At 53.4% G+C, this 26,422-nt stretch carries 17 protein-coding genes and 1 tRNA gene; 10 read left to right on the plus strand and 8 right to left on the minus strand.

The genetic code is table 11. The features are described from left to right. Window positions 1–14 precede the first annotated feature (14 nt). The 4 genes from yfaE to ubiG all read right to left on the minus strand — a co-directional run bounded on the left by yfaE (window position 15) and on the right by ubiG (window position 4,806). Window positions 15–269, minus strand: a complete 255-nt coding sequence (gene yfaE, locus DK872_RS08175; protein WP_007371119.1) for a class I ribonucleotide reductase maintenance protein YfaE — start codon at window positions 267–269, stop codon at window positions 15–17. Next, on the minus strand, window positions 269–1,399 hold the full coding sequence (gene nrdB / locus DK872_RS08180) for a class Ia ribonucleoside-diphosphate reductase subunit beta (RefSeq protein WP_007371120.1): 1,131 nt from the start codon (window positions 1,397–1,399) through the stop codon (window positions 269–271). The genes yfaE and nrdB overlap by 1 nt, the downstream gene beginning before the upstream one ends. 50 nt (window positions 1,400–1,449) lie before the next feature. Continuing rightward, window positions 1,450–3,735, minus strand: coding sequence for a class 1a ribonucleoside-diphosphate reductase subunit alpha (gene nrdA, locus DK872_RS08185; RefSeq protein ID WP_035888806.1), 2,286 nt, complete (start codon window positions 3,733–3,735; stop codon window positions 1,450–1,452). Window positions 3,736–4,077: 342 nt separating this feature from the next. Then, window positions 4,078–4,806: a bifunctional 2-polyprenyl-6-hydroxyphenol methylase/3-demethylubiquinol 3-O-methyltransferase UbiG gene (gene ubiG, locus DK872_RS08190; RefSeq protein WP_107146494.1), complete on the minus strand. Its 729-nt coding sequence runs from the start codon at window positions 4,804–4,806 to the stop codon at window positions 4,078–4,080. A 158-nt stretch (window positions 4,807–4,964) separates the two neighbouring features. On the opposite strand from ubiG, the gene gyrA reads away from it, so the two are divergent. Both gyrA and rcsC read left to right on the plus strand, forming a co-directional pair. Continuing rightward, window positions 4,965–7,601: a DNA topoisomerase (ATP-hydrolyzing) subunit A gene (gene gyrA, locus DK872_RS08195; protein WP_007371123.1), complete on the plus strand. Its 2,637-nt coding sequence runs from the start codon at window positions 4,965–4,967 to the stop codon at window positions 7,599–7,601. A 115-nt stretch (window positions 7,602–7,716) separates the two neighbouring features. Then, window positions 7,717–10,563 (plus strand): two-component system sensor histidine kinase RcsC, encoded by a 2,847-nt coding sequence (gene rcsC / locus DK872_RS08200; protein ID WP_035888812.1) that lies wholly within the window; start codon window positions 7,717–7,719, stop codon window positions 10,561–10,563. A 35-nt stretch (window positions 10,564–10,598) separates the two neighbouring features. Here rcsC and rcsB read toward each other — a convergent pair whose 3' ends face one another. Together rcsB and rcsD are read right to left on the minus strand one after the other, a co-directional pair. Then, window positions 10,599–11,249: a response regulator transcription factor RcsB gene (gene rcsB, locus DK872_RS08205; RefSeq protein ID WP_007371125.1), complete on the minus strand. Its 651-nt coding sequence runs from the start codon at window positions 11,247–11,249 to the stop codon at window positions 10,599–10,601. Window positions 11,250–11,265: 16 nt separating this feature from the next. Continuing rightward, a complete protein-coding gene (gene rcsD, locus DK872_RS08210; RefSeq protein WP_081850764.1) occupies window positions 11,266–13,935 on the minus strand; it encodes a phosphotransferase RcsD in 2,670 nt (889 codons plus the stop codon). A gap of 835 nt (window positions 13,936–14,770) precedes the next feature. Between rcsD and DK872_RS08215 the strand changes: the two genes are divergently transcribed. The 6 genes from DK872_RS08215 (at window position 14,771) to mgtE (ending at window position 22,123) form a co-directional block, all read left to right on the plus strand. Continuing rightward, a complete protein-coding gene (locus DK872_RS08215; protein ID WP_007371128.1) occupies window positions 14,771–15,907 on the plus strand; it encodes a porin OmpC in 1,137 nt (378 codons plus the stop codon). 93 nt (window positions 15,908–16,000) lie between these two features. Continuing rightward, entirely contained in the window at window positions 16,001–17,038 is a 1,038-nt protein-coding gene (gene apbE, locus DK872_RS08220) for an FAD:protein FMN transferase ApbE (protein ID WP_161518219.1), read from the plus strand. 72 nt (window positions 17,039–17,110) lie between these two features. Then, on the plus strand, window positions 17,111–18,172 hold the full coding sequence (gene ada / locus DK872_RS08225; protein WP_161518220.1) for a bifunctional DNA-binding transcriptional regulator/O6-methylguanine-DNA methyltransferase Ada: 1,062 nt from the start codon (window positions 17,111–17,113) through the stop codon (window positions 18,170–18,172). Then, entirely contained in the window at window positions 18,172–18,822 is a 651-nt protein-coding gene (gene alkB / locus DK872_RS08230; RefSeq protein ID WP_161518221.1) for a DNA oxidative demethylase AlkB, read from the plus strand. Before ada ends, alkB begins: the two co-directional genes overlap by 1 nt. 74 nt (window positions 18,823–18,896) lie before the next feature. Then, on the plus strand, window positions 18,897–20,540 hold the full coding sequence (locus DK872_RS08235; RefSeq protein WP_161518222.1) for a multidrug ABC transporter permease/ATP-binding protein: 1,644 nt from the start codon (window positions 18,897–18,899) through the stop codon (window positions 20,538–20,540). Window positions 20,541–20,686: 146 nt separating this feature from the next. Continuing rightward, window positions 20,687–22,123 carry a magnesium transporter gene (mgtE, locus tag DK872_RS08240; RefSeq protein ID WP_161518223.1) on the plus strand — a complete coding sequence of 479 codons (1,437 nt, stop codon included), beginning with the start codon at window positions 20,687–20,689 and terminating at the stop codon, window positions 22,121–22,123. Here the strand turns inward: mgtE and DK872_RS08245 are convergent. Further along, entirely contained in the window at window positions 22,086–23,321 is a 1,236-nt protein-coding gene (locus DK872_RS08245) for a SulP family inorganic anion transporter (protein ID WP_161518224.1), read from the minus strand. The two genes, mgtE and DK872_RS08245, sit on opposite strands and share 38 nt — an antisense overlap. A gap of 278 nt (window positions 23,322–23,599) precedes the next feature. Here DK872_RS08245 and mqo point away from each other — a divergent pair, with 278 nt between their 5' ends. Beyond that, window positions 23,600–25,255 carry a malate dehydrogenase (quinone) gene (mqo, locus tag DK872_RS08250; RefSeq protein WP_007371136.1) on the plus strand — a complete coding sequence of 552 codons (1,656 nt, stop codon included), beginning with the start codon at window positions 23,600–23,602 and terminating at the stop codon, window positions 25,253–25,255. A gap of 143 nt (window positions 25,256–25,398) precedes the next feature. Then, a complete protein-coding gene (locus DK872_RS08255; protein WP_007371137.1) occupies window positions 25,399–26,214 on the plus strand; it encodes a hypothetical protein in 816 nt (271 codons plus the stop codon). An 88-nt stretch (window positions 26,215–26,302) separates the two neighbouring features. On the opposite strand, the gene DK872_RS08260 is transcribed toward DK872_RS08255, so the two are convergent. Beyond that, window positions 26,303–26,379 (minus strand) — tRNA-Pro (locus tag DK872_RS08260). Between the last annotated feature and the right edge of the window lie 43 nt (window positions 26,380–26,422).

The raw sequence follows: 26,422 nt of genomic DNA on the forward strand, positions 1-26,422 counted from the left end.
CGTATGGCCCTTTTTTACATCTCAATCTCAATATCGCCTTTCGCCCGGCAGCAGCAGGGCAAAATTTCCCCTTCGTTAACGAAGGCCAGCGGCTCGGCAATCCAGTCAACCTGGCCTGCTACCAGACGACAACGGCAGGAACCGCAGTAGCCTGCGCGGCACTGGTACTCCACTTCCACCTGCTGTGACTCCAGCGCCACCAGCAGGGAAGGGTGCTCATCCCGGCACAGCACCTCGGTGCCGGAAAGGCGCAGCGTTACGCGACTCATCAGAGCTGGAAGCTGCTCAGATCGTCGGTATCGACTTCAGAATCGATCTGACCGACCAGGTAGGAACTGACTTCCACTTCCTGCGGCGCCACCTGCACGTTATCGGAAACCAGCCAGGTGTTGATCCACGGAATTGGGTTTGAACGCGTCTGGAACGGCAGATCGAGGCCAACCGCCTGCATGCGGATGTTGGTGATGTATTCGACGTACTGGCAGAGAATGTCTTTGTTCAGGCCGATCATTGAACCGCCCTGGAACAAATATTCCGCCCACTCTTTCTCCTGCAAAGCCGCCTGCACGAACAGGTCATAGGATGCCTGTTTGCACTCTTCGGCAATCTCTGCCATTTCCGGATCGTCAGCGCCAGAGCGCAGCAGGTTCAGCATATGCTGAGTGCCGGTCAGGTGCAGCGCTTCATCGCGGGCAATCAGGCGGATGATTTTGGCGTTGCCTTCCATCAGTTCGCGCTCGGCAAAGGCAAAGGAGCAGGCGAAGCTGACATAGAAGCGAATCGCTTCCAGCGCATTAACGCTCATCAGGCACAGGTAGAGTTTCTTTTTCAGCTCGCGCAGGTTCACGGTAACGGTTTTGCCGTTCACGGTGTGTGTGCCTTCGCCCAGCAGATGCCAGTAGCTGGTCGTCTCAATCAGGTCATCATAGAAATGCGAGATGCCTTCCGCACGTTTGAGGATCTGCTCGTTGGTGACGATATCGTCAAACACCACCGCTGGATCGTTAACGATGTTGCGGATGATGTGGGTGTAAGAGCGCGAGTGGATGGTTTCGGAAAACGCCCACGTCTCGACCCAGGTCTCCAGTTCCGGAATGGAGATCAGCGGCAGCAGTGCGACGTTCGGGCTGCGGCCCTGGATGGAATCCAGCAGCGTCTGGTATTTCAGGTTGCTGATAAAAATATGTTTTTCGTGTTCCGGCAGCGCCTGGAAATCGATACGGTCGCGGGAAACATCAACTTCTTCCGGACGCCAGAAGAAGGAGAGTTGTTTTTCAATCAGCTTTTCAAAGATGTCATATTTTTGCTGATCGTAGCGCGCCACGTTAACCGGCTGGCCAAAGAACATCGGCTCCAGTAGCTGATTGTTTTTCGTCTGTGAAAAAGTGGTGTAAGCCATGAAAGTGTCCTGTCTTGCGAAAGAAAAGGGCGGGTTTCCCCGCCCCTTCGTTAGATCTTACATGCGCCGCTTTCGCAGCCATCGTCCTGGATGGAAGGTACCAGGTCATCCTGGGCATCTTCCGCTCCATCGCGGGTGTTTTGATAGTACAGCGTTTTCACGCCAAATTTGTACGCGGTGAGCAAGTCTTTCAGTAATTGTTGCATCGGCACTTTGCCCGACGGGAAACGGCTCGGATCGTAGTTGGTGTTAGCAGAAATCGACTGATCGATAAACTTCTGCATAATGCCGACCAGTTGCAGGTAGCCGTCATTGTTTGGCATTTCCCACAGCAGCTCGTAAGCGGTGCTCAGTTTTTCGTAGTCCGGCACCACCTGGCGCAGAATACCATCTTTCGACGCTTTGATGCTCACGTGGCCGCGCGGCGGTTCGATACCGTTGGTGGCGTTGGAGATCTGCGATGACGTTTCAGACGGCATCAGCGCGGAGAGCGTGGAGTTACGCAGGCCGTGCGTTTTGATGGATTCGCGCAGTGCTTCCCAGTCGTAATGCAGCGGCTCGTTGGTAATACCGTCGAGATCTTTCTTGTAGGTGTCGATCGGCAAAATGCCCTGCGAATAGGTGGTTTCATTGAACCACGGGCATGCACCTTGCTCTTTCGCCAGCTCGTTAGACGCTTTCAGCAGCCAGTACTGAATGGCTTCGAAGGTCTGATGCGTCAGGTTATTGGCGCTGCCGTCGGAGTAACGCTTGCCGTTCTTCGCCAGCCAGTAAGCAAAGTTGATCACGCCGATACCCAGCGTACGGCGGCCCATGGCGCCACGTTTTGCCGCCGGGATTGGGTAATCCTGGTAATCCAGCAGCGCGTCGAGAGCACGTACCGCAAGCGTTGCCAGCTCTTCCAGTTCGTCAAGGTTTTTGATGGCGCCGAGGTTGAAAGCAGACAGCGTACAGAGTGCGATTTCACCGCTGTCGTCATTAACGTCATCCAGCGGCTTGGTCGGCAGCGCGATTTCCAGGCACAGGTTGGACTGACGTACCGGTGCGACCTGCGGGTCGAACGGGCTGTGCGTGTTGCAGTGGTCGACGTTCTGGATGTAGATACGGCCCGTTGAAGCACGTTCCTGCATCATCAGTGAGAACAGCTCAACCGCTTTGATGCGCTGCTTACGGATGCTGTCGTCTTTCTCATATTGGGTGTACAGACGCTCGAACTCGTCCTGATCGGCGAAGAACGCGTCATACAAACCCGGGACGTCGGACGGGCTGAACAGGGTGATCTCTTCACCTTTCAGCAGACGGGTGTACATCAGTTTGTTGATCTGTACGCCGTAGTCCATGTGACGCACGCGGTTACCTTCCACGCCGCGGTTGTTTTTCAGTACCAGCAGGCTTTCTACTTCCAGGTGCCACATCGGGTAGAACAGGGTGGCCGCACCACCGCGTACGCCGCCCTGCGAGCAGGATTTCACCGCCGTCTGGAAATGTTTGTAGAACGGAATACAGCCAGTGTGGAACGCTTCACCACCACGGATCGGGCTGCCCAGCGCACGGATGCGGCCGGCGTTGATGCCGATACCGGCACGCTGGGAAACGTATTTCACAATCGCGCTGGAAGTGGCGTTGATGGAATCCAGGCTGTCGCCGCACTCAATCAGTACGCAGGAGCTGAACTGACGCGTCGGAGTACGCACGCCGGACATGATCGGCGTCGGCAGCGAAATTTTGAACGTGGATACCGCATCATAGAAACGCTTCACGTAGTCCAGACGCGTTTCACGTGGGTAGTTCGAGAACAGGCAGGCAGCAACCAGAATATAGAGGAACTGCGCGCTCTCGTAGATTTCGCCGGTCACGCGGTTCTGTACCAGGTATTTCCCTTCCAGCTGCTTCACGGCGGCATAGGAGAAGTTCATATCACGCCAGTGATCGATAAAACCGTCCATCTGCTTGAACTCTTCTTCCGTGTAGTCTTCCAGCAGATGATGATCGTATTTACCCAGTTCGATCATTTTTTTCACGTGGTCGTACAGCGCTGGCGGTTCAAACTGACCGTAAGCTTTTTTACGCAGGTGGAAAATCGCCAGGCGCGCGGCCAGGTACTGGTAGTCCGGCGCATCGCGGGAGATTAAATCCGCGGCGGCCTTGATGATGGTCTCATGGATGTCGGAGGTTTTGATCCCGTCGTAAAACTGAATATGTGAACGCAGTTCAACCTGAGAGATAGAGACGTTACTCAGCCCCTCTGCCGCCCAATCCAGCACTCGATGGATTTTGTCGAGATTGATGCGCTCAGTGCCACCATCACGTTTTGTCACCAGCAGACTCTGATTCATGTGATTACCTGTCCGTGAAATAAAAGTATCCCCCAATTATCCACAGTTCGTCGCTGTGACTAACTCTGTGGATAAATACTATATGTAGGGGGTTTGCGATAAGGAAAACGCTATATGGTGATTATTCTAGTAAGGATTCTTTTCAGTACAAGAGTTGATTTTGAGGTTAAATTGAGGTTGCGAAAGCGTAATAAACGCTAAGTCCTCATGCTGTAAGGCCTGGCGGGGATGTCAACATTTTGCAAAAAAAAATGAATTTTTGATCGAGTGCTGATTTCTTCATCGGGAAAGGCAAATGCGCAGCTTGATACTGCGCAACATTTATAACTTTAACTAATGACCTTAGTTGTTTTTTGCCGTTGTGTGTAACATGTAATTAACATCAACGCCCGGCCCTAAGGTAAATTTATTCAGCAGCGGATTATAATGCAGCCCGGTGATATGACATTCCTGAAGCACCGTCTCATCGATCCAGGTTAATAATTCAGCAGGTTTAATGAATTTCTTCACGTCGTGCGTGCCTTTCGGCACCATGCGCAGCACATATTCTGCGCCGACGACAGCCATCAGCCAGGATTTGCCATTGCGGTTAATTGTCGAGAAGAAGACGTGACCGCCCGGTTTAACCAGCTGCGCACACGCTTTTACCACCGATTGCGGATCGGGGACGTGCTCCAGCATCTCCATACAGGTCACCACGTCGTACTGCTGCGCGTGTTTCGCGGCATGTTCTTCGACGGTTTCCTGAACATAATCGACCTGCACGCCGGATTCCAGCGCATGCAGACGCGCGACCTGCAACGGTTCAAAGCCCATATCCAGACCGGTCACCGTTGCGCCTTCCTGCGCCATGCTTTCCGCCAGGATGCCGCCGCCGCAGCCAACATCGAGCACCTTTTTACCGAACAGACCGCCAGCATGTTCGCTAATGTAGCCCAGACGCAGCGGGTTAATACGGTGCAGGGGCTTAAACTCACCCTCTTTATCCCACCAGCGTGAAGCGACAGCTTCGAATTTGGCGATTTCAGCGTGGTCAACATTCTGAGCGGCCAGTGTTTTTTCGGCATTCATGGGCGCATTTACTCCTCTCTCAATAAGACGTGTGAGTATATCAGGCCGACGGGATGAATAAACCTTTGCGCGGGAGTTATAGATTTACCTGTCTCACAGCGGTTGTGTTATAATTTGCGACCTTTGAATCCGGGATACAGTAGAGGGATAGCGGTTAGATGAGCGACCTTGCGAGAGAAATTACACCGGTTAACATCGAGGAAGAGCTGAAAAGCTCCTATCTGGACTATGCGATGTCGGTCATTGTTGGCCGTGCGCTGCCGGATGTCCGAGATGGCCTGAAACCGGTTCACCGTCGCGTACTTTACGCCATGAACGTATTGGGCAATGACTGGAATAAAGCCTACAAAAAATCTGCCCGTGTCGTTGGTGACGTAATCGGTAAGTACCATCCCCATGGTGATTCCGCGGTGTATGACACCATTGTCCGTATGGCGCAGCCGTTCTCGCTGCGTTACATGCTGGTTGATGGTCAGGGCAACTTCGGTTCCATCGATGGCGACTCCGCGGCGGCGATGCGTTATACGGAAATTCGCCTGGCGAAGATCGCCCATGAATTGATGGCCGATCTGGAAAAAGAGACGGTTGACTACGTCGATAACTACGACGGCACCGAAAGAATCCCAGATGTAATGCCCACCAAGATCCCGAACCTGCTGGTGAACGGCTCTTCCGGGATTGCGGTCGGTATGGCAACCAACATTCCGCCACACAACCTGACGGAAGTGATCAACGGTTGCCTGGCCTATATCGACAATGAAGACATCAGCGTTGAAGGGCTGATGGAGTACATTCCGGGGCCGGATTTTCCGACTGCCGCCATCATTAACGGTCGCCGTGGGATTGAAGAAGCCTACCGCACCGGTCGTGGCAAGATCTACATTCGCGCCCGCGCAGAGGTAGAAACCGATGCGAAAAACGGCCGTGAAACCATTATCGTGCATGAAATTCCGTATCAGGTGAACAAAGCGCGCCTGATCGAGAAGATTGCCGAACTGGTGAAAGACAAACGCGTTGAAGGCATCAGCGCGCTGCGCGACGAGTCTGATAAAGACGGTATGCGCATCGTCATCGAAGTGAAACGCGATGCTGTGGGCGAAGTGGTGCTGAACAACCTCTACTCCCAGACGCAATTGCAGGTCTCCTTCGGTATCAACATGGTGGCGTTGCACCATGGTCAGCCGAAGATCATGACGCTGAAAGAGATTCTGGCCGCGTTCGTGCGTCACCGCCGTGAAGTGGTGACCCGTCGTACCATTTTCGAACTGCGTAAAGCCCGTGACCGTGCGCATATCCTTGAAGCGCTGGCCGTGGCGCTGGCGAATATCGATCCGATCATCGAACTGATCCGTCGTGCGCCGACCCCGGCCGAAGCGAAAGCGGGCCTGATCGCGCAGCCGTGGGATCTGGGCAATGTCTCCTCGATGCTGGAACGTGCGGGCGATGACGCAGCACGTCCGGAGTGGCTGGAGCCGGAGTTCGGTATCCGTGACGGTAAGTACTACCTGACCGAGCAACAGGCACAGGCGATTCTGGATCTGCGTTTGCAGAAACTGACGGGCCTTGAGCATGAAAAACTGCTCGATGAATACAAAGAGCTGCTGGAGCAGATCGCTGAACTGCTGCACATCCTCGGCAGCGCTGAGCGCCTGATGGAAGTGATTCGCGAAGAGCTCGAACTGATTCGCGAACAGTTCGGTGATGAGCGCCGTACCGAAATTACCGCGAACACCGCCGATATCAATATCGAAGACCTGATCAATCAGGAAGACGTTGTGGTTACGCTGTCGCATCAGGGCTATGTGAAGTATCAGCCGCTGACCGACTACGAAGCCCAGCGCCGTGGTGGTAAAGGTAAATCGGCTGCGCGTATTAAAGAAGAAGACTTTATCGACCGCCTGCTGGTGGCCAACACCCACGATACGATCCTCTGCTTCTCCAGCCGTGGCCGTCTCTACTGGATGAAGGTTTACCAGCTGCCGGAAGCGAGCCGTGGCGCGCGTGGTCGTCCGATCGTCAACCTGTTGCCGCTGGAGCAGGACGAACGTATCACGGCGATCCTGCCGGTACGTGAATACGAAGAGGGCGTTAACGTCTTTATGGCGACTGCCAGCGGTACCGTGAAGAAAACCGCGCTTACCGAATTCAGCCGTCCGCGTTCTGCCGGGATCATTGCCGTTAACCTGAACGAAGGCGACGAACTGATTGGCGTCGATCTGACTTCCGGGAACGACGAAGTGATGTTGTTCTCTGCTGCCGGTAAAGTGGTGCGCTTTAAAGAGGGTGCGGTGCGCGCGATGGGTCGTACGGCGACCGGTGTACGCGGCATCAAGCTGGCGGAAAAAGACAGCGTGGTATCGCTGATTGTTCCGCGCGGCGAAGGCGCCATCCTGACGGTCACGCAGAACGGTTACGGTAAACGTACTGCTGAAACCGAGTACCCGACCAAATCTCGTGGTACACAGGGCGTTATCTCCATCAAGGTCACCGAGCGTAATGGCTCCGTGGTCGGCGCGGTGCAGGTCGATGATTGCGACCAGATCATGATGATCACTGATGCCGGTACGCTGGTGCGTACACGCGTGTCGGAAATCAGCGTGGTGGGCCGTAACACCCAGGGTGTGATCCTCATCCGTACCGCGGAAGATGAAAACGTTGTGGGTCTGCAACGTGTCGCCGAACCGGTGGATGACGAAGAGCTGGACTCCATCGATGGCAGTGTGGCGGAAGGCGATGACGACATCGCGCCGGAAGTTGACACTGACGACGATACGGCGGATGACGCCGACGAGTAATGCGTCACAGAGGGCCGGTTTTCCGGCCCTTTTTCATTGCCATTGCGGCATTCGCGATTTATCGCTACCTTAACGACACTCTTTTTTAACTTCCTTGTGGCGGAGTTTCCCCAGGTTGAAATACCTCGTCTCTTTTCGCAGTACCCTGAAAGTTTCCCGCTATTTATTCAGAGCGCTGGCGCTATTGCTGTGGCTGTTAATTGCTTTTTTTTCAGTGTTTTACATCGTCAATGCGTTGCACGACAAAGAGTCAGAGATTCGTCAGGAATTCAACCTCAGTTCCGATCAGGCGCAGCGTTATATTCAGCGCACTTCGGATGTGATGAAAGAGCTGAAGTACATTGCCGAAAACCGTCTGACGGCGGAAAACGGCATCCTTACCTCGCGCAGTCGCGATGATAAAACCGACGTGCCGGCGTTTTTACCGCTGTTCCCCGATTCTGACTGCTCTGCAATGAGTAGTTCATGGCGTGGTTCGCTGGAGTCGCTGGCGTGGTTTATGCGCTACTGGCGTGACAATTTCTCAGCCGCCTACGATCTCAACCGCGTATTTCTGATTGGCAGTGACAATCTGTGTATGGCGGATTTCGGCCTGCGCGACCTGCCGGTCGAGCGTGACGATACCTTAAAAAGCTTGCATGAGCGGATTGTGAAATACCGCAATGCGCCGCAGGATGAGCGCAGCAATAACCTCTACTGGATGAGCCAGGGGCCGCGCCCTGGAATTGGTTACTTTTACGCGCTGACGCCGGTTTATCTTGGTAATCGTCTTCAGGCGTTGCTGGGCACCGAACAGTCAATCCGCATGGAGAATTTCTTTACGCCGGGCAGCCTGCCGATGGGCGTCACCATTCTGGATGAAAGCGGGCACTCGCTGATTTCGCTGACCGGCCAGGACAGCGGCATTGTTGCCGATCCGCGCTGGATGCAGGAACGTTCGTGGTTCGGTTATACCTCTGGTTTCCGCGAGCTGATCCTGAAAAAGAGCTTACCACCATCCTCATTAAGCGTGGTCTATTCCGTTCCTGTCGATATGGTACTGGAACGCATCCGCATGCTGATCCTCAATGCCGTGCTCCTGAACGTGCTGGTTGGCGTGGCGCTGTTTACCCTGGCGCGCATGTATGAGCGGCGCATCTTTATTCCCGCGGAAAATGATGCGCAGCGGCTGGAAGAGCATGAGCAGTTCAACCGTAAAATCGTCGCTTCTGCGCCGGTGGGGATCTGTATTCTGCGCACCCAGGACGGGACGAATATTCTCAGTAACGAACTGGCGCATAATTACCTGAACATGCTTACGCATGAAGATCGGCAGCGGCTGACGCAGATCATCTGCGGCCAGCAGGTCAATTTTGTTGATGTGTTGACCAGCAACAACACTAATCTGCAAATCAGCTTTGTTCATTCGCGCTATCGCAATGAAAACGTGGCGATTTGTGTGCTGGTGGATGTCTCCGCGCGCGTCAAAATGGAAGAGTCGTTACAGGAAATGGCGCAGGCGGCAGAACAGGCCAGCCAGTCGAAATCGATGTTCCTGGCGACCGTCAGCCATGAACTGCGCACGCCGCTGTATGGCATTATCGGTAACCTCGATCTGCTGCAGACCAAAGAGCTGCCGAAGGGCGTTGACCGCCTGGTGACGGCGATGAATAACTCTTCCAGCCTGCTGCTGAAAATTATCAGCGATATTCTCGACTTCTCGAAAATTGAGTCTGAGCAGTTAAAAATCGAGCCGCGGGAGTTTTCCCCGCGCGAGGTGATGAGCCATATTACCGCCAACTATCTGCCGCTGGTGGTGCGTAAACAACTGGGGCTCTACTGTTTTATCGAGCCTGATGTGCCCGTGGTTCTCAACGGCGATCCAATGCGTTTGCAACAGGTGATCTCAAACCTGCTGAGCAATGCGATTAAGTTCACCGACATCGGTTGCATTGTGCTGCATGTACAGCGTGATGCGGATTATCTCAGCATACGCGTACGCGATACCGGTGTGGGGATCCCCGGTAAAGAAGTGGTGCGGCTGTTTGATCCTTTCTTCCAGGTCGGAACCGGGGTGCAGCGTAATTTCCAGGGCACAGGCCTGGGGCTGGCGATTTGCGAGAAGCTGATTAGCATGATGGATGGTGATATCGCGGTGGATACCGAACCGGGTATGGGCAGCCAGTTCACTATTCGTATTCCGCTTTACAATGCGGTCGCGCCGGAGCGCGCTGATGTCGATGGGCTGGCGGAGACCTGCTGCTGGTTGGCGGTGCGTAACGCCTCACTATCGGCCTATTTGCAGAGCTTGCTGAACTGGAATGGCATCCATACGAAGCAGTACGACGGGCGAGAACTCGGCCTTCAGGATACGTTGATTACCGATGATGATCTGGAACATCCTTCGGGCGCGCGGGCGGTGATTGTTTTCTGCCGTCGCCATATCGGTATTCCAGTTGAACGTGCGCCGGGCGAATGGTTACACAGCGTCGCCGCGCCGCACGATTTGCTGGCGTTGCTGGGACGCATTTACCGCGTACAGGTGGTGGAACCGCAGGCGAGCGCGACGCAGGCCATAGAGGACAATGAGGTATCGCGCAACGACGATATGATGATCCTGGTGGTTGACGATCACCCGATTAACCGGCGATTACTTGCCGATCAGCTGGGATCGCTGGGCTATCAATGCAAAACAGCCAACGATGGGGTGGATGCATTGAACGTGTTAAGCAAGAACCACATTGATATTGTGCTCAGCGACGTCAACATGCCGAATATGGACGGTTATCGTCTGACGCAGCGGATTCGCCAGTTGGGCCTGACGTTGCCGGTGATTGGCGTAACGGCTAACGCACTGGCGGAAGAGAAACAGCGCTGCCTTGAATCCGGTATGGATAGCTGCTTGTCGAAACCGGTGACGCTGGATGTGCTGAAGCAAACGCTGGCCGCTTATGTCGCGCGGGTCAGAAACAGCAGGGGATAAAAAGGAACCCCGGCGAAAGCCGGGGTTGTGTGGGATTACTCTTTTTCTGTCTGGGTCAGCGTGACCGAGGAGAGGTAGTTCAGCAGGGCAATGTCGTTATCGACGCCCAGTTTCATCATCGCAGATTTCTTCTGGCTACTGATGGTCTTGATACTGCGATTCAGCTTTTTAGCGATTTCCGTTACCAAGAAACCTTCTGCAAACAGACGCAGTACTTCGCTCTCTTTCGGTGACAGGCGTTTGTCGCCATAGCCGCCAGCGCTGATTTTTTCCAGCAGGCGAGAAACGCTTTCAGGGGTAAATTTCTTACCTTTCTGCAGCGCGGCCAGTGCCTTCGGTAGGTCGGTCGGCGCGCCTTGTTTCAGTACGATACCTTCGATATCCAGATCCAGCACCGCACTCAGAATTGCCGGGTTATTGTTCATGGTAAGAACAATAATCGACAGCGCAGGGAAATGGCGTTTAATGTATTTGATCAGCGTAATACCATCGCCGTATTTATCGCCCGGCATTGACAGGTCGGTGATCAGAACATTTGCCTCGAGTTTCGGCAGATTATTAATGAGCGCTGTAGAGTCTTCAAATTCACCGACTACGTTAACCCATTCGATTTGTTCCAGTGACTTGCGAATACCGAACAGTACAATCGGATGGTCATCGGCAATAATTACGTTCATATTGTTCATGTATTAGGCTACCTTGCTACAGCAAGCTCTTGACGTAAGCGTCAATGTCGCTGATGTAATTTTCTATGCCTGGAGCATCGCTCTCACGAATTAATTGCTCCAGCGTTTCGCACAACTGCTTACCAGGTACCAGATTTAGCATAGCAAACACACCTTTCAGGCGGTGTGCTGTCTGCGCCAGCGCAGCGAAATCGCGTAACGCTGATTCAGTATACAACCTCTTAACATCATCGGGTACTGTGTCAACAAACAGTGCATAATAGCCGCTGGCATGGAGTTCCGCGTTTTCATCGCCTCCCAATGGCGATTCCGGTACATCTTCCTGCGCCAGTTGCTCTTCTATAAGCTGCAATATTGCTCCCTGCATTGCATTGCTCATATTAAAGTTAACGCGCAATTGGCCTGGGCCAATTTTCCGCACACCGGCCTCATCATCGCTTAAAAGCAAGCCTGAGGCTGTAAGATTAGACGGATTATCTGTCAAAAAGAGATCATATTCTTGACTTGAAAGACGTTCATCCGGGGAAATACAGCTTGCACCCCAATTTTCCAACTGGCGAACTACGATATTGCGGATTTCATTCGAGGTGATGTCAATCATCGCGACAACATCATCGAGCAATTTCTCTTCGCTTTCAACCTGCGGTGAGCGGGCCGCCATTCTAACATGCAAAGAGTAGCGGGTGCCCAGATCTTCCCTGGCCTTAATATTCAAATGCCCACCGAGCTTTCTGGCTAACTGATCGCACAGCCAGAAGGTGAGGGCGTTTGCTTTTCCGTACTGATCGCTCTGTGTATCGTTAAGGAACGGGAAGTGCAGATTGTCAATTTCACTGGTATTTACGCCTGTGCCAGTGTCAAGAATACGGAAGGTCAGGCGATCTTCTGCCGATTCATCCATATTCACTTCAAGGGTGATTTTACCCATTTGCGTGGTCGTCACCGCGTACTGGATCAAAAGCAGTAGGATTCGGCGTAACGCATCGCGATCGCCGTGGCGCTCCTCGTTAGCCGGCAGCGGGTTGTTGATCAACAATTGCAGGCCCTTACGCTTGATGACTGGCAGAACTTCCGGCACCACTTCATCAATCAGATCCTGAATCGAGAACACGGAAGGCGAACCTTTCCAGCTATCGCTTTCCAGCATATTGGCCAGCTGAATTTCATCCACCAGTTGCACCAGTCTGTCGGCGTGATCGGCGACGAGATTGCCCTCTTTGTTTTCAAGGGCGGCCGCTTCAGCAGCGAGAGCCTTTACCGGCTGTTTCAGCGAGTCAGCCAGATTATTCATAAAGGCGGCGCGACCCTGCTGGTTCTTCTCATACAGACGCTGCGCTTGCTTTAGCTTCTTGTTGACCAGCACTTCGCGGTCCTGGTCGCGAATAATAAAGATCTGCGTACGTGAAGCCACCTGGCTGCGGAACTGGCGGATTTCATACAGCTCATTATTTATCGTGGCCTGGATGACACCCTGGTGTTGATCCGCCATGGCGGTGATATTTTGCAGATTCAGGTGCGGCAGCAGATGGTCGGCTATTTTGTTGCTCAGCACCGTGCGGTTAGCTTCCTGATCGTGTACCAGCAAGCCAAGCGGCAGTAATGAGACAATCTCTTCGTTGAAAGCTCGTAGCACGCGCAGCTCGTTGTTTGCTCCCGGCGCCGCCAGGCTATCCGTCTTACGGCCCGGTTGCTGACGGAAGGTGGTGTAGCCAAATAGCGCCAGCGCCAGCAGCCCAATATTCAGCAACAGCGGTAAAAGAATGTTTTGCAGGGTGTCGAGCAGCAGCGTACCGAAAGGAACCTGCCACACCAGACGCAGCCCGGTGCCGTTCAATGCAGAAGCAATCTCAATACGCGAGCTATTAAAGTTGACGGTCACATTATCTGTGGTCTCTTTATCCTGCCCGCGTGTGGTATTTTGCGTGCTATCAGGGTCGAGGCGGAAGCTGTCCAGTGACATGCCCGGCGGGATCAGATCGTTAATCGGCAAGTCAAACGCAACCACCGTCGCCAGGTGACCCGGCTGGTTAAAGGTGGTGCGCAGCGTAAAATAGTGGCCATTTTGCCAGGCCAGACGGCGCAGGGAGGAAAAGCTTTCGCGCTCATCGAGGGCGTTAGCCTGCTGCAACATTTCTGCGCGTCGGGAATCGACGATATTGCTGATGGTGGAATCTTTAAAACCCGAGGTCAGATCTTTTAGAGGCAACGTTGAAACCAGGATCATGCTGTTATCCTGGCCGTTCAGATAGTACATCGACCATGGAACGGTTTCTGCGCCCCACAGTGTATCGAGATACGTTGAGATGCGCTGTGTCATCTCCAGCGTGGAGCTGTCGTGCGAACCAAAAATCAGCGCTTCTGTCTTGCGGCGCGGTTTTTCGAGGTAATAGACATCCTGTTTCAGACGCGTTTCCTGTAAACCTTCGCTCGGTGTGGTCGCCGGAGCCGCAGCGATATTGTCGTAGATCTGCCAGGTAGCATACCGCCAGGTGTCGATACGCTTATGGATGGCATGCGTAACATCGACGATTTGATAGCTTTTATCTTTCAGCCAGGCGTTGACCGCGCTCTGGATCATCACCCCCATCGTTACCAGCAGGACAATAATCAATAAGAGGAAGAAACGGGTAATGTTGCCCGGTATCAGGGAAAATTTGCCAGGAATCATTGTGTCAGATTGACTCATTCTTGTGTGTAACCCGTTATGACAACACTGCAGGTGACGCTCAGCATCCGCTGAAACAATGTTGCTGCCATGCCGTAACTACCGCCTGTCGTGCGCGGACTACAAATAGATGTGTTGCAGAGCAGTGTACAGCAGGCAGTATATCGGTTAATGAGTGAATTTCCAGACTCTCTTTTCAGCCATTATCCGCAGAATGTGGCTTTTTGTCTCTCATTTAAACGAAACGGCAAAAATGTACAAAACATGGAGATTGTACAAATATTTCTCAGTGCTGAATAAGAAGAACGCAATAAATAACAAGAAATTAATTAAATTCCTAAGTCAATAAGATAAATCTGGCACGTTTGTTGATTAATTAATAGTCGTTACAAATAGTTATTATATGTAGATTATTATTCAAGTTAAGTAAAGAAAGGTAAAAAAAAACCGAATGCAGGGCATTCGGTCATAAGAGGGGTAAACAGACATTCAGATTCGAATGACGGTAATAAATAAAGTTAATGATGATAGCGTGTTGTATTTTAGTGACGATTAGAGATTTCGTTTTTGCATTCAGTGCTATCATTTATTTTTATTTATGTGATTGTTTTTTATGGTTTTTTTGATTTTATTTGATTATTTGTGCGATATCAATTAGCTATTCGTGCTATAAAAAGTTCCCTGGATTTTACAAATTGAAACATCTATCATTAAATATGAAACATCTTCAAAGTTTTCGTATCATATTCCCGATGGATTATTTTCCTATTTTAAGCACAATGAATTTGCCAGCTGATTAGAGGGTTAGTCAGCAAGCAGTGGCAAATAAAAATGCATATAACAGAGGGTTAATAAAATGAAAGTTAAAGTACTGTCCCTTCTGGTACCAGCTCTGCTGGTAGCAGGCGCAGCAAATGCGGCTGAAGTTTATAACAAAGATGGCAACAAATTAGATCTGTACGGCAAAGTAGATGGTCTGCACTATTTCTCTGACGACAAAGGTTCTGATGGCGATCAGACATACGTGCGTTTCGGCTTCAAAGGCGAAACTCAGGTAAACGATCAGGTTACTGGCTACGGCCAGTGGGAATATAACGTTCAGGCTAACGACACTGAATCTGCAAGCGATCAGGCATGGACTCGTGTGGCTTTCGCCGGTATCCGCGTGACTGATGCAGGCTCTTTCGACTACGGTCGTAACTACGGCGTAATTTACGATGTAACGTCCTGGACCGACGTTCTGCCGGAATTCGGCGGCGACACTTACGGTTCAGATAACTTCATGCAACAACGTGCAAACGGCCTTGCCACCTACCGTAACACCGACTTCTTCGGTCTGGTTGATGGCCTGAACTTTGCTCTGCAGTATCAGGGTAAAAACGGCAGCGTCAGCGGTGAAAACGACACAGGTCGTAGCACGCTGAAACAGAATGGCGATGGCTACGGTGCATCTCTGACCTACGATCTGGGCGCAGGCTTCAGCGTCGGTGGTGCAATGTCTTCTTCTCGTCGTACTGCTGACCAGAACGTGACTACCAATGCTGCTTTGTTCGGTGAAGGCGACCGCGCTGAAGTGTACAGCGGCGGTCTGAAATACGATGCCAACAATATTTACCTGGCGGCACAGTACTCTCAGACCTATAACGCAACTCGTTTCGGTAACTCTCAGAGCACCAGCGATATCTACGGTTTTGCTAACAAAGCACAGAACTTCGAAGTGGTTGCTCAGTACCAGTTCGACTTCGGTCTGCGTCCGTCCATCGCTTACCTGCAATCTAAAGGTAAGGACATCACCAACAACACCGGTACCGTTAACTACGGCGATCAGGATATCCTGAAATACATCGATGTTGGCGCGACCTACTACTTCAACAAAAACATGTCCACCTATGTTGATTACAAAATCAACCTGCTGGACGACAACGACTTTACCCGTTCTGCCGGTATCTCTACCGACAACATCGTTGCACTGGGCCTGGTTTACCAGTTCTAAGTTCGCCACAACGATTGCTAAGGCGCCGCAAGGCGCCTTTTTTATTGTCCGGTTTTTGATGTACGCTTGCCGCCAGCAAGGAGATAACAAGCAATGACAATGACTATTTTCCGCAGCTTCGTGGCCGCCTCGCTGCTGTTATTGGCTGGCTGCGATCGCAGCGAACAGGCGCAACCAACCGTGCTGGAAGGCAAAACGATGGGGACTTTCTGGCGCGTTAGTCTGGTGGATATTGATGCGCAGCGCGCTCAGGCGCTACAGCAAAAAATTCAGACTCAGCTGGATGCTGACGATCGTTTAATGTCAACGTGGAAGAGCGATTCTGTGCTAATGCGCTTTAATCACGCGACCAGTACCGCGCTCTGGCCGGTCAGCGCCGCAATGGCGGATATTGTGACCATCGCTTTGCGGGTCGGGGAAAAAACGGACGGTGCAATGGATATTACCGTTGGGCCGCTGGTGAATCTGTGGGGATTTGGTCCGGATAAACAACCGATAGTCAGCCCAACGCAGGCGCAAATTGATGCGGCAAAAGCCCGTACCGGCTTGCAGCATCTGACGGTGATTAACCGCGCGGGGGAACAATTCCTGCAAAAAGATCTGCCGGATCTGTTCGTCGATTTATCGACAGTCGGTGAAGGCTATGCGGCGGATCATCTGGCGCGGCTTATGGAGCATGAAGGGATTGCCCGCTATCTGGTTTCCGTCGGCGGCGCGCTTGCCAGCCGGGGCATGAATGCGCAGGGCCAGCCGTGGCGGGTAGCGATTCAGAAACCGACCGATCGTGAAAATGTCGCGCAAGCCGTGGTCGATATTAACGGTCATGGGATCAGCACCTCCGGAAGTTATCGCAACTATTACGAGCTGGATGGCAAACGTATTTCGCATATTATCGATCCGCGCACCGGGCGTCCCATCGATCACCGCCTGGTTTCGGTCACTGTGATTGCACCTACGGCGCTGGAAGCGGATGCGTGGGACACCGGCTTAATGGTACTGGGTACCGATAAAGCCAAAAAAGTGGTGACGCGAGAAGGGTTGGCGGTATTTATGATCATGAAAGAGGGTGACGGTTTTAGCACCTGGATGTCGCCGCAATTTTCTTCCTTCCTGGTCAGCGAAAAAAATTAAAACGCAAGATTGCGGGTGTCGGGTTCTTCGCGAGCGTGCACAGTGGGGCTAAGCTTAAATAAGGAGCCTGACATGAACGAGACGACTTTACTTGATGAACAGCGCTGGCAGGCGGTGCTGGCGCGCAACCCACAGGCGGATGGTCAGTTTGTTTTTGCGGTGCTGACCACCGGTATCTTCTGCCGCCCGTCTTGTCGCGCGCGCCACGCCCTGCGCCAGAATGTGCGTTTCTTCTCGGATGCCGATAGCGCTGTTGCCGCGGGTTTTCGCCCATGCAAACGTTGCCAGCCCGATAAAGCGCATCCGCAACAGCAGCGGCTGGATAAAGTGGCCACCGCTTGTCGATTGCTGGAGCAGGATATGCCTGTCACCCTCGATCAACTGGCAACTGAAGTGGGCATCAGCCCGTACCATCTTCATCGTCTGTTTAAATCCGTGACCGGGATGACACCGAAAGCCTGGCAGCAAGCCTTCCGCGCCCGGCGTCTGCGCAACACGCTGGCAGAGAGCGACACGGTGACCGATGCCGTGCTGGCGGCGGGGTTCCCCGACAGTAGCAGCTACTATCGCCAGGCGGATGCCGCGCTGGGAATGACGGCGCGTCAGTTTCGCCGTGGCGGTGACGATGCTGATATTCGTTACGCCCTGAGTGACTGTTCGCTGGGGCGCTGTCTGGTGGCGGAAAGTGAACGGGGCATCTGTGCCATTTTACTGGCCGACAGTGATGAACAACTGTTGGCAGAACTGCATACGATTTTTCCTCATGCCCGAAACGTGCAGGGCGATGAGGCGATGCTTGAACGCGTCGCGCAGGTGATCCGCCGTCTTGATCGTGCGGATGCGCCATTTACATTGCCGCTGGATTTGCGCGGCACGGCTTTCCAGCTCCAGGTATGGCAGGCGCTGCGCGAACTCCCTGCTGGCACAACGATCAGCTATCAGCGCCTTGCGCAGCAAATAGGCAAACCCGCTGCGGTGAGGGCGGTGGCCAGCGCCTGCGCAGCGAATAAGCTGGCGATTGTTATCCCTTGTCATCGCGTGGTACGTGGCGATGGCGCGCTCTCCGGTTATCGCTGGGGAATCGCACGCAAAGCGCAACTACTGCAACGGGAAGCGAAAAAAGAGGAGAGTTAATGCTCGATTTGTTTGCCGATGAAGAACCCTGGCAGGAGCCGCTGGCGCCCGGCGCGGTGGTGCTGCGCCGTTTTGCGCTGCGGCATGTGGAAGCGCTGATGCGCGGCATTGCGCAGGTGGTTGGCCAGTCGCCGCTGCGCCATATGGTCACGCCGGGCGGGTATACCATGTCCGTGGCGATGACCAATTGCGGCAGGCTTGGCTGGACGACTAATCAGCACGGTTATCTCTACGCGCCTGTCGATCCGCAAACGGCGCAGCCGTGGCCGGAAATGCCGGCTGCGTTCACGGCGCTATGTCATAAAGCCAGCATTGCGGCGGGTTACCCTGAGTTTCGCCCGGATGCCTGCCTGATCAACCGTTACGCGCCTGGTGCGAAGTTATCGCTGCATCAGGATAAGGACGAACCTGATTTGCGCGCGCCGATTGTCTCTGTCTCGCTGGGCTTACCGGCTATTTTCCAGTTTGGTGGGCTGAAGCGTAACGATCCGCTGCAACGATTGATGCTGGAACATGGCGATATTGTGGTGTGGGGCGGTGAATCGCGGCTCTTTTATCATGGCATCGCGCCGCTGAAAGCGGGTTATCACCCGGTGACTGGCGAGTGTCGTTACAACCTGACGTTCCGCCAGGCTGGCAACAGCGAATAAAAATAAGAATTATTCTTGATGTAAAACAGTGTCCGTTTAAACTGCTGGCTGTTTTTGTTGACCGGGCCGTTGTTATGGAACTCCTTCTTCTTGTCTGGCGGCAGTATCGCTGGCCATTCGTGGCGGTACTGGCGCTTACCCTTGCCAGCGCTGCATTGGGTATCGGGCTGATCGCTTTTATTAACCAGCGTCTGATCGAAACCGTCGATATATCATTGGCCGTGCTACCGGAATTTCTCGGCTTGCTGCTGCTGTTAATGGCGGTGACACTCGGCTCGCAACTGGCGCTGACCACGCTCGGCCACCATTTCATTTACCGTCTGCGTAGTGAATTTATCAAACGGATCCTCGATACGCCGGTGGAGCGCATTGAACAACTGGGCAGCGCGTCGCTACTGGCCGGGTTGACCAGCGATGTGCGCAACATCACCATCGCTTTTGTGCGCCTGCCGGAACTGGTGCAGGGCATTATCCTGACTGTAGGTTCGTGCATTTATCTGGCGATGCTATCCGGCAAAATGCTGGTGATCACTGCACTGTGGATGGCGCTGAACATCTGGGGCGGCTTTATTCTGGTTTCCCGCGTGTATAAACATATGGCGACGCTGCGCGAGACGGAAGACAAGCTCTATAACGATTTCCAGACGGTGCTGGAAGGGCGCAAAGAGCTGAATCTGAATCGGGAACGCGCCGAACATATTTTCGAGAAGATGTACCTGCCGGATGCGCGCGAGTACCGCCACCATATTATTCGTGCCGACACTTTCCATCTCAGCGCCGTCAACTGGTCGAACATTATGATGCTCGGCGCGATTGGCCTCGTGTTCTGGATGGCAAATAGTCTGGGCTGGGCGGATACCAACGTTGCGGCAACCTATTCGCTGACGCTGCTATTTTTACGTACGCCGTTGCTGTCGGCGGTCGGCGCATTGCCGACGCTGTTGAGCGCCCAGGTTGCTTTCAAAAAACTGAAGCATTTTGCTCTGGCGCCGTATCAGCCAGCATTTCCGCGTCCGCAGGCTTTCCCCGGCTGGAAAACGCTGGAGCTGCGCAACGTGACCTTTAAATATCAGGAGAATGATTTCTCTGTCGGCCCGATCAACATGACGCTGAACCGGGGCGAACTGGTGTTTCTGATTGGGGGCAACGGCAGCGGTAAATCAACGCTGGCGATGCTGCTGACCGGGCTGTATCAGCCAGTTTCCGGCGAGATCCTGCTGGATGGTAAACCGATGGCGCAGGATCGCCCGGAAGATTATCGCAAACTGTTCTCGGCGGTGTTTACCGATGTCTGGTTGTTTGACGATCTGCTCGGGCCGGAAGGTAAACCGGCGGATCCGGCGCTGGTCGATAAGTGGCTGGATCAGTTGAAGATGGCGCATAAACTGGAACTGAACAACGGCAAGATCCTCAATCTGAAGCTCTCGAAAGGGCAGAAAAAGCGCGTGGCGCTGCTGCTGGCGCTGGCGGAAGAGCGCGATATTTTGTTGCTTGACGAATGGGCGGCCGATCAGGATCCCCATTTCCGCCGCGACTTCTACCAGGTGTTGCTGCCGCTGATGCAACAGATGGGGAAAACCATTTTTGCCATCAGCCACGACGATCACTATTTTACCCACGCCGACCGCCTGCTGGAGATGCGCAATGGTCGGTTGACTGAGCTGGTCGGTGAAGAGCGCGCGCAAGCTTCCCGCGACGCCGTCTCCCGCACTGCCTGAGCAATGCGCCCCCTTCGAGCGAAGGGGGCATTCGCTCCTTTTTTCACCAAACGCCCCCGCTGTTTATTATTTTTTACAAAAGCTGCCGCTATGCTTAAGTCTATTCGGCCCCGGCTTCAGGGCGCTTTGCATTCAGGGAACGGCTAATGTCATTGAGCAAAAAAAACAGCGTCAAACTGCGCGACGAGGAGCGTGCGCGCCTGATTTGGTTACTGATCACCCATAAACCGCTTACCGCCTCACTGCTCGGACAACTCACCCTCGCCGAGCAGGTGGATAGCGCTTCGCTGGAGCGGGATCTGGCAGAGGTTAACGCGCTGGTCTCCCACTTGCCGCCGCCGGATCTCGCCGATACGCTGGAGGCCTTGCCGGTAGATGAACGCCACGCATTATGGCGGCTGGTGAGCGATGATAAACGCGGCAAAGTTCTGCTTGAAGCGTCGGAAAATGTCTGGGATGACCTGATTGATGAGATGAGTGACCGCGCGCTGCTCGATGCACTGCAAACGCTGGATATCGACGACCAAATCTGGCTGGTGCAGCATCTGCCGCGTAACCTGACCGGCCGCTTAATGGCGACATTACCGCGCGCAGAGCGTAACCGCATGCGGGAAGTGATGCGCTACGGCAAAAACTGTGTCGGCGCGATCATGGAGTTCGAGGTGATCACCGTGCGCTCTGAAGTAACGCTGGCGGCGGTTCAGCGCTATCTGCGACGACTCGGCAAAATGCCGGACAACACCGACAAACTGTTTGTTATCGGCCGTGATAACCGGCTGATGGGGGAACTGGCGTTGCAAACCATTTTGCTCAATGCCGCCGGGAGTCGGGTCAGCGAAGTGATGGATGAGGATCCGGTGGCCTTTTCTCCGGAAGAGGACGCGGAAAAAGTGGCGCGTACTTTCGAGCGTGACAACCTGCTTAGCGCGGCAGTGGTCGATGATAACGGAATGTTGATGGGCCGTCTGACCATCGATGAGATCGTCAATGTGGTCTATGAAGAGACTGATAACGATTTGCGCCAGATGGGCGGTCTGAGCGCCGAAGAAGACGTGTTTGCCCCGGTAAGCAAAGCGGTGAAAACCCGCTGGGCGTGGCTGGCTATCAACTTGTGTACGGCATTTATCGCCTCGCGCGTGATCGACGGTTTTGAACACACCATTTCGCAACTGGTGGCGCTGGCGTCGCTGATGCCGATTGTCGCCGGGATTGGCGGCAACACCGGCAACCAAACTATTACCATGATTGTGCGCGCGCTGGCGTTACAAAACATTCAGCCGGGCAACTTTGCTTTCCTGATTATGCGTGAACTTGGCGTCGCGTTGATTAACGGTCTGGTGTGGGGCGGCATTATGGGCTGCATCACATGGTGGCTGTACGACGATGCGGCGCTGGGCGGCGTCATGACGCTGGCGATGGTGCTGAACTTATTGATGGCGGCGTTGATGGGAGTGTTGATCCCGATGATCATGACCCGGCTGGGGCGCGACCCGGCGGTTGGCTCCAGCGTGATGATCACCGCGATCACGGATACCGGTGGCTTCTTTATTTTTCTTGGGCTGGCGACGCTGTTTTTGCTGTAACGTTTGCTGACTTACGCCACTTTGGCGGCGTGAGCGCCAGCGTGACCAGCCCGCCCAGCACACCAATCGCCAGGTTACCGGTACTGACGGTAGCGACCACCGTGACCAGCATCACCACCGTTTCCATGACCGGCGCCTGCCTGAGCGTTGCCGGTTGCAGGCTGCCCCAGTTAAAGGTTTTAAAGGCAACGATGGCCATAATACCCGCCAGCACAACCATCGGAATTTTCGCCATCACGCTACTGAGTGCTGTCACCAGCAGCAACAGCACCAGCGCGGCAGCCAGCGTTGAGACGCGCGTGCGACCTTTACCCATCTCCACATTCACAATGGTCTGACCGATCATCGCACAGCCAGCGATCCCACCATAGAACCCCGCCAGAATATTGGCGATGCCAAGCCCGGCGCTCTCGCGGCCTTTGTGCGAAGGCGTATGGGTTAAATCGTCCACCAGTTTGGCGGTCAGCAGGGATTCCATCAAACCAACAAAGGCGATACTCAGCGCGCAGGGCCAGACGATATTCAATGTCTGCCAGTTGAGCGGAACCAGAAATGAGCTTATCCCCGGTAATCCGCCCTGCATTGGGCCTTCATCGCCCACGGTCGGCAGAATCTGCCCGCTGAAGAGAGTAAACGCGGTGAGTAACACAATGGCAACCAGCGGCGCAGGGATGCTTTTTACCCAGCGCGGCAGCCACAGTACAATCAGCAGCGTCAGTACGAAAAGCCCCACAATCAGCGGGTCTTTGCTCCAGAAATGGGGGATTTGTGCAAAGAAGATCAGAATGCCAAGTGCGTTGACGAAACCGGTCATCACCGCATGAGGAATAAAGCGCATCAGTCGCGCCATACCGCTCAGACCGAAGAGAATTTGAATCACCCCCGCCAGTAAAACCGCCGGGAGGATGTATTCCATACCGTGTTGGTTAACCATAGGACTGATAACCAGAGCGACTGACCCCGCTGCCGCCGTCACCATCGCCGGGCGTCCGCCCAAAAAAGACATGCTGAGGCACAGTACGACCGAGGCAATCAGGCTCACTTTCGGGTCGACACCGGCAATCACCGAGAAAGAGATCACTTCCGGGATCAGCGCCAGCGCAGTGATCACGCCAGCCAGACATTCACGGGTCAATAATGACGGGGAACGCAGGACATCAACGCTACGGTTTGCCGGGGAGTGTAATTTTTCAGTCATAAGGTTCGCAGGTCGGTGTGGCGTTCAACAACAGGCGCGCAAACAGCATCGGTGCGTTTGGCAAAGCGCAAAATAATAGCAGATTTTAACCGCGGCGGGTCAACAATAAGTGTTAAATCTAATCTGGAAAATCAACTTATTAGTAACATTTATACAATGAATATTTAATGTTTAAACATTATTTAAATCTCACTTCTTAAGTGCTACGTTAGGAGGGTTAACTACTTTACCCTCAATAAATGCGAATAAAACAGCACTAAAAGTAAGGCATTAATACCATGAAAAGAATGACTGCCAGGCTGTTTTCGATGGCTGTCGGGCTAAATGCTGTCTCAAAGGCAGCGAAAGCGTCCGCATCGAAAGAGCAGGAAACAGATGTGCTTTTAATCGGTGGTGGGATCATGAGTGCCACATTGGGTACCTGGCTTCAGGATCTCGAACCCGACTGGTCGATTACGATGGTGGAACGGCTGGATGCCCTGGCAGAGGAGAGCTCGAACGGCTGGAACAACGCCGGTACGGGCCATGCTGCTTTAATGGAGCTGAACTACACCCCGCGCGCGGCTGACGGCACGGTCAGCATTAAAAAAGCGATTGAAATCAACGAAGCGTTCCGTATTTCTCGCCAGTTCTGGGCGCATCAGGTCAAAACCGGTGTGCTGCGCGAACCGCGCTCATTTATTAACACCGTACCGCATATGAGCCTTGTCTGGGGCGATGACAATGTGAACTTCCTGCGTGCCCGTTACAAAGCGTTGCAGCAGTGTTCGCTGTTCCGCGGTATGCGCTATTCCGAAGATCCCGAGCAGATCAAACAGTGGGCGCCGCTGGTGATGGAAGGGCGTGATGCGAAGCAAAAAATCGCCGCTACCCGCACCGAGATTGGTACCGACGTTAACTTCGGTGAACTGACGCGCCAGATGATTGGCTCATTGCAGAAAAAAGAGAACTTCTCTTTGCAACTGAGCACGGAAGTTCGCAGCCTCAAACGCAATGCCGATAACAGCTGGAGCGTGACGCTCAGCAACCTGAAAGGTGGCGGCGAGCGCGTGGTAAAAGCGAAGTTTATCTTTATTGGCGCGGGCGGCGCGGCGCTGAAATTGTTGCAGGAATCCGGTATTCCGGAAGCGGCAGACTATGCCGGTTTCCCGGTTGGCGGCCAGTTCCTGGTGGCGGAGAACCCGGATGTGGTCAACCACCATCTGGCAAAAGTCTATGGTCAGGCGACCGTTGGCGCACCGCCGATGTCGGTTCCGCATATTGATACCCGCATTATTGATGGTAAACGTGTGCTGTTGTTCGGACCGTTCGCGACCTTCTCAACACGTTTTCTGAAAAACGGTTCGCTGTGGGATCTGCTGCGTTCGACCAACTCATCCAATATTTTACCGATGCTGACGGTGGGAATGACCAACTTCAGCCTGGTAAAATATCTGGTCAGCCAGGTACTGCAAAACGAAGATGACCGCTTCGACGCACTGCGAGAATACTACCCGCTGGCGATGAAAGAGGACTGGCGTCTGTGGCAGGCGGGTCAGCGTGTACAGATCATCAAACGTGAAGCCGGGAAGGGCGGCGTACTGCGCCTCGGCACCGAAGTGGTGAGCGATAAAGAAGGTACTATTGCTGCGCTTCTGGGCGCCTCGCCGGGGGCATCTACCGCGGCGCCGATTATGCTTGAGCTGATGGAGAAAGTGTTTACTGAACGCTTTGCTTCCGCAGCCTGGCAAGCGAAGCTGAAAGAGATCATCCCCTCTTTTGGTACGCAACTTAACGGCAATATTGAAGCTGCCGATGCAGAGCTGCGCTACACCAGCGAGATCCTTGGGTTGAAATGCGACGAGTCTCTGGTAGCAGATGCCACGCCACCGGTGCAGAAGCCAACGACCCAGCCGCACAACGATGGCGAAACGGTTGCGGATATCGCACTGTAATTGCCTTTCCGAAAAAATAAAACCGTAACGGATGCGTTGCGGTTTTTTTTACCTGTTAGTTGATGGATATCCGATATTTGGCAAGCCTGCACTTTTAGATACAATGAGTTACGGTAATGTGCGGCCTGTAACAGGGAAACAGGATGACGGAAAAAATAAAAAAGATGATCGGTAGCGCACTGAATAATTCCAGCGCGTATGAGGCTGCGCAGGCGCTTAGAACGGCCGCCGCTGCGATGCAAAAAGAAGGGCTCAATCCCAAAGCGTTTCTGGTCCGTAAGGAGGAGGCACAGCACGGTGCCGAGTTGGCAGCGCTCAGAGCGGAATATGCGGCGCTGCAACGTTCATTTGATGATGAGCGGCGCAGGGTTTTACATCTTGAAAATGCTTTAGCTGCCGCCAGAGGTAACCCTGCCGATTTGCGCGAAGCAAAAGAACTGGCAATCAAGTGGCACCGTACTTCACAGGAACAAGATGAAAAGTTGGGTATTCTGCGCGGCTGGATTAAAAAGCTGTTCGTATTCAGTATTGTCCTGGGCGTTGGCGGTTATGTTACGGGTGGTGCTGTGGCTAATCATTCGTCCTCTGATTATGTGGACTCACTGCGATCGCAGATGAACACGAAAGATAAGCAGATCGGAGCCCTGCAAAACCAGTTACAGACGGCATCTGTAAAGCCCGGCAATAAGCGTAAAGCGGAATTGCTGCCAAAGTCTGCCACTTCGCGAAATGGGGTCTACACCTTAAAAGCAGATTGCATTAATGCCCGAGGTAACAAATTTAGCCCTGCATGGACGGTGAATACCAACACATATGAAGTGGATGAATCGACAAAAATGTTAGCGGATGGCTATTCACTCTCTTTGTCTGATAAAGCCATTCCGGCTAACGGACAGCGGTTTAAACTGAGTTATCCGGGCGGTAGCGTGATCAACTGTACCGTGGTCGATGCCAGGTAAGCGTGTTTGTCTGACGCCGCGTATTACCTTCAGTAAATTACAGGCATAAAAAAAACCAACCGCATGGGTTGGTTTTTTTGGAGAATTTTGGTCGGCACGAGAGGATTTGAACCTCCGACCCCTGACACCCCATGACAGTGCGCTACCAGGCTGCGCTACGTGCCGACATGTGGCGCTAATAGTACCCTTTTCGTTGCTGATTGCAAGC

The organism is Kosakonia sp. MH5 (genome assembly GCF_009935945.1).
Classification (GTDB): Bacteria; Pseudomonadota; Gammaproteobacteria; order Enterobacterales; family Enterobacteriaceae; genus Kosakonia; species Kosakonia radicincitans.

Coding starts and splice junctions, on each gene's coding strand:
- yfaE (WP_007371119.1), bottom strand. CDS start 269: ATGAGTCGCGTAACGCTGCGCCTTTCCGGCACCGAGGTGCTGTGCCGG.
- nrdB (WP_007371120.1), bottom strand. CDS start 1,399: ATGGCTTACACCACTTTTTCACAGACGAAAAACAATCAGCTACTGGAG.
- nrdA (WP_035888806.1), bottom strand. CDS start 3,735: ATGAATCAGAGTCTGCTGGTGACAAAACGTGATGGTGGCACTGAGCGC.
- ubiG (WP_107146494.1), bottom strand. CDS start 4,806: ATGAATGCCGAAAAAACACTGGCCGCTCAGAATGTTGACCACGCTGAA.
- gyrA (WP_007371123.1), top strand. CDS start 4,965: ATGAGCGACCTTGCGAGAGAAATTACACCGGTTAACATCGAGGAAGAG.
- rcsB (WP_007371125.1), bottom strand. CDS start 11,249: ATGAACAATATGAACGTAATTATTGCCGATGACCATCCGATTGTACTG.
- rcsD (WP_081850764.1), bottom strand. CDS start 13,935: ATGAGTCAATCTGACACAATGATTCCTGGCAAATTTTCCCTGATACCG.
- DK872_RS08215 (WP_007371128.1), top strand. CDS start 14,771: ATGAAAGTTAAAGTACTGTCCCTTCTGGTACCAGCTCTGCTGGTAGCA.
- apbE (WP_161518219.1), top strand. CDS start 16,001: ATGACAATGACTATTTTCCGCAGCTTCGTGGCCGCCTCGCTGCTGTTA.
- ada (WP_161518220.1), top strand. CDS start 17,111: ATGAACGAGACGACTTTACTTGATGAACAGCGCTGGCAGGCGGTGCTG.
- alkB (WP_161518221.1), top strand. CDS start 18,172: ATGCTCGATTTGTTTGCCGATGAAGAACCCTGGCAGGAGCCGCTGGCG.
- DK872_RS08235 (WP_161518222.1), top strand. CDS start 18,897: ATGGAACTCCTTCTTCTTGTCTGGCGGCAGTATCGCTGGCCATTCGTG.
- mgtE (WP_161518223.1), top strand. CDS start 20,687: ATGTCATTGAGCAAAAAAAACAGCGTCAAACTGCGCGACGAGGAGCGT.
- DK872_RS08245 (WP_161518224.1), bottom strand. CDS start 23,321: ATGACTGAAAAATTACACTCCCCGGCAAACCGTAGCGTTGATGTCCTG.
- mqo (WP_007371136.1), top strand. CDS start 23,600: ATGAAAAGAATGACTGCCAGGCTGTTTTCGATGGCTGTCGGGCTAAAT.
- DK872_RS08255 (WP_007371137.1), top strand. CDS start 25,399: ATGACGGAAAAAATAAAAAAGATGATCGGTAGCGCACTGAATAATTCC.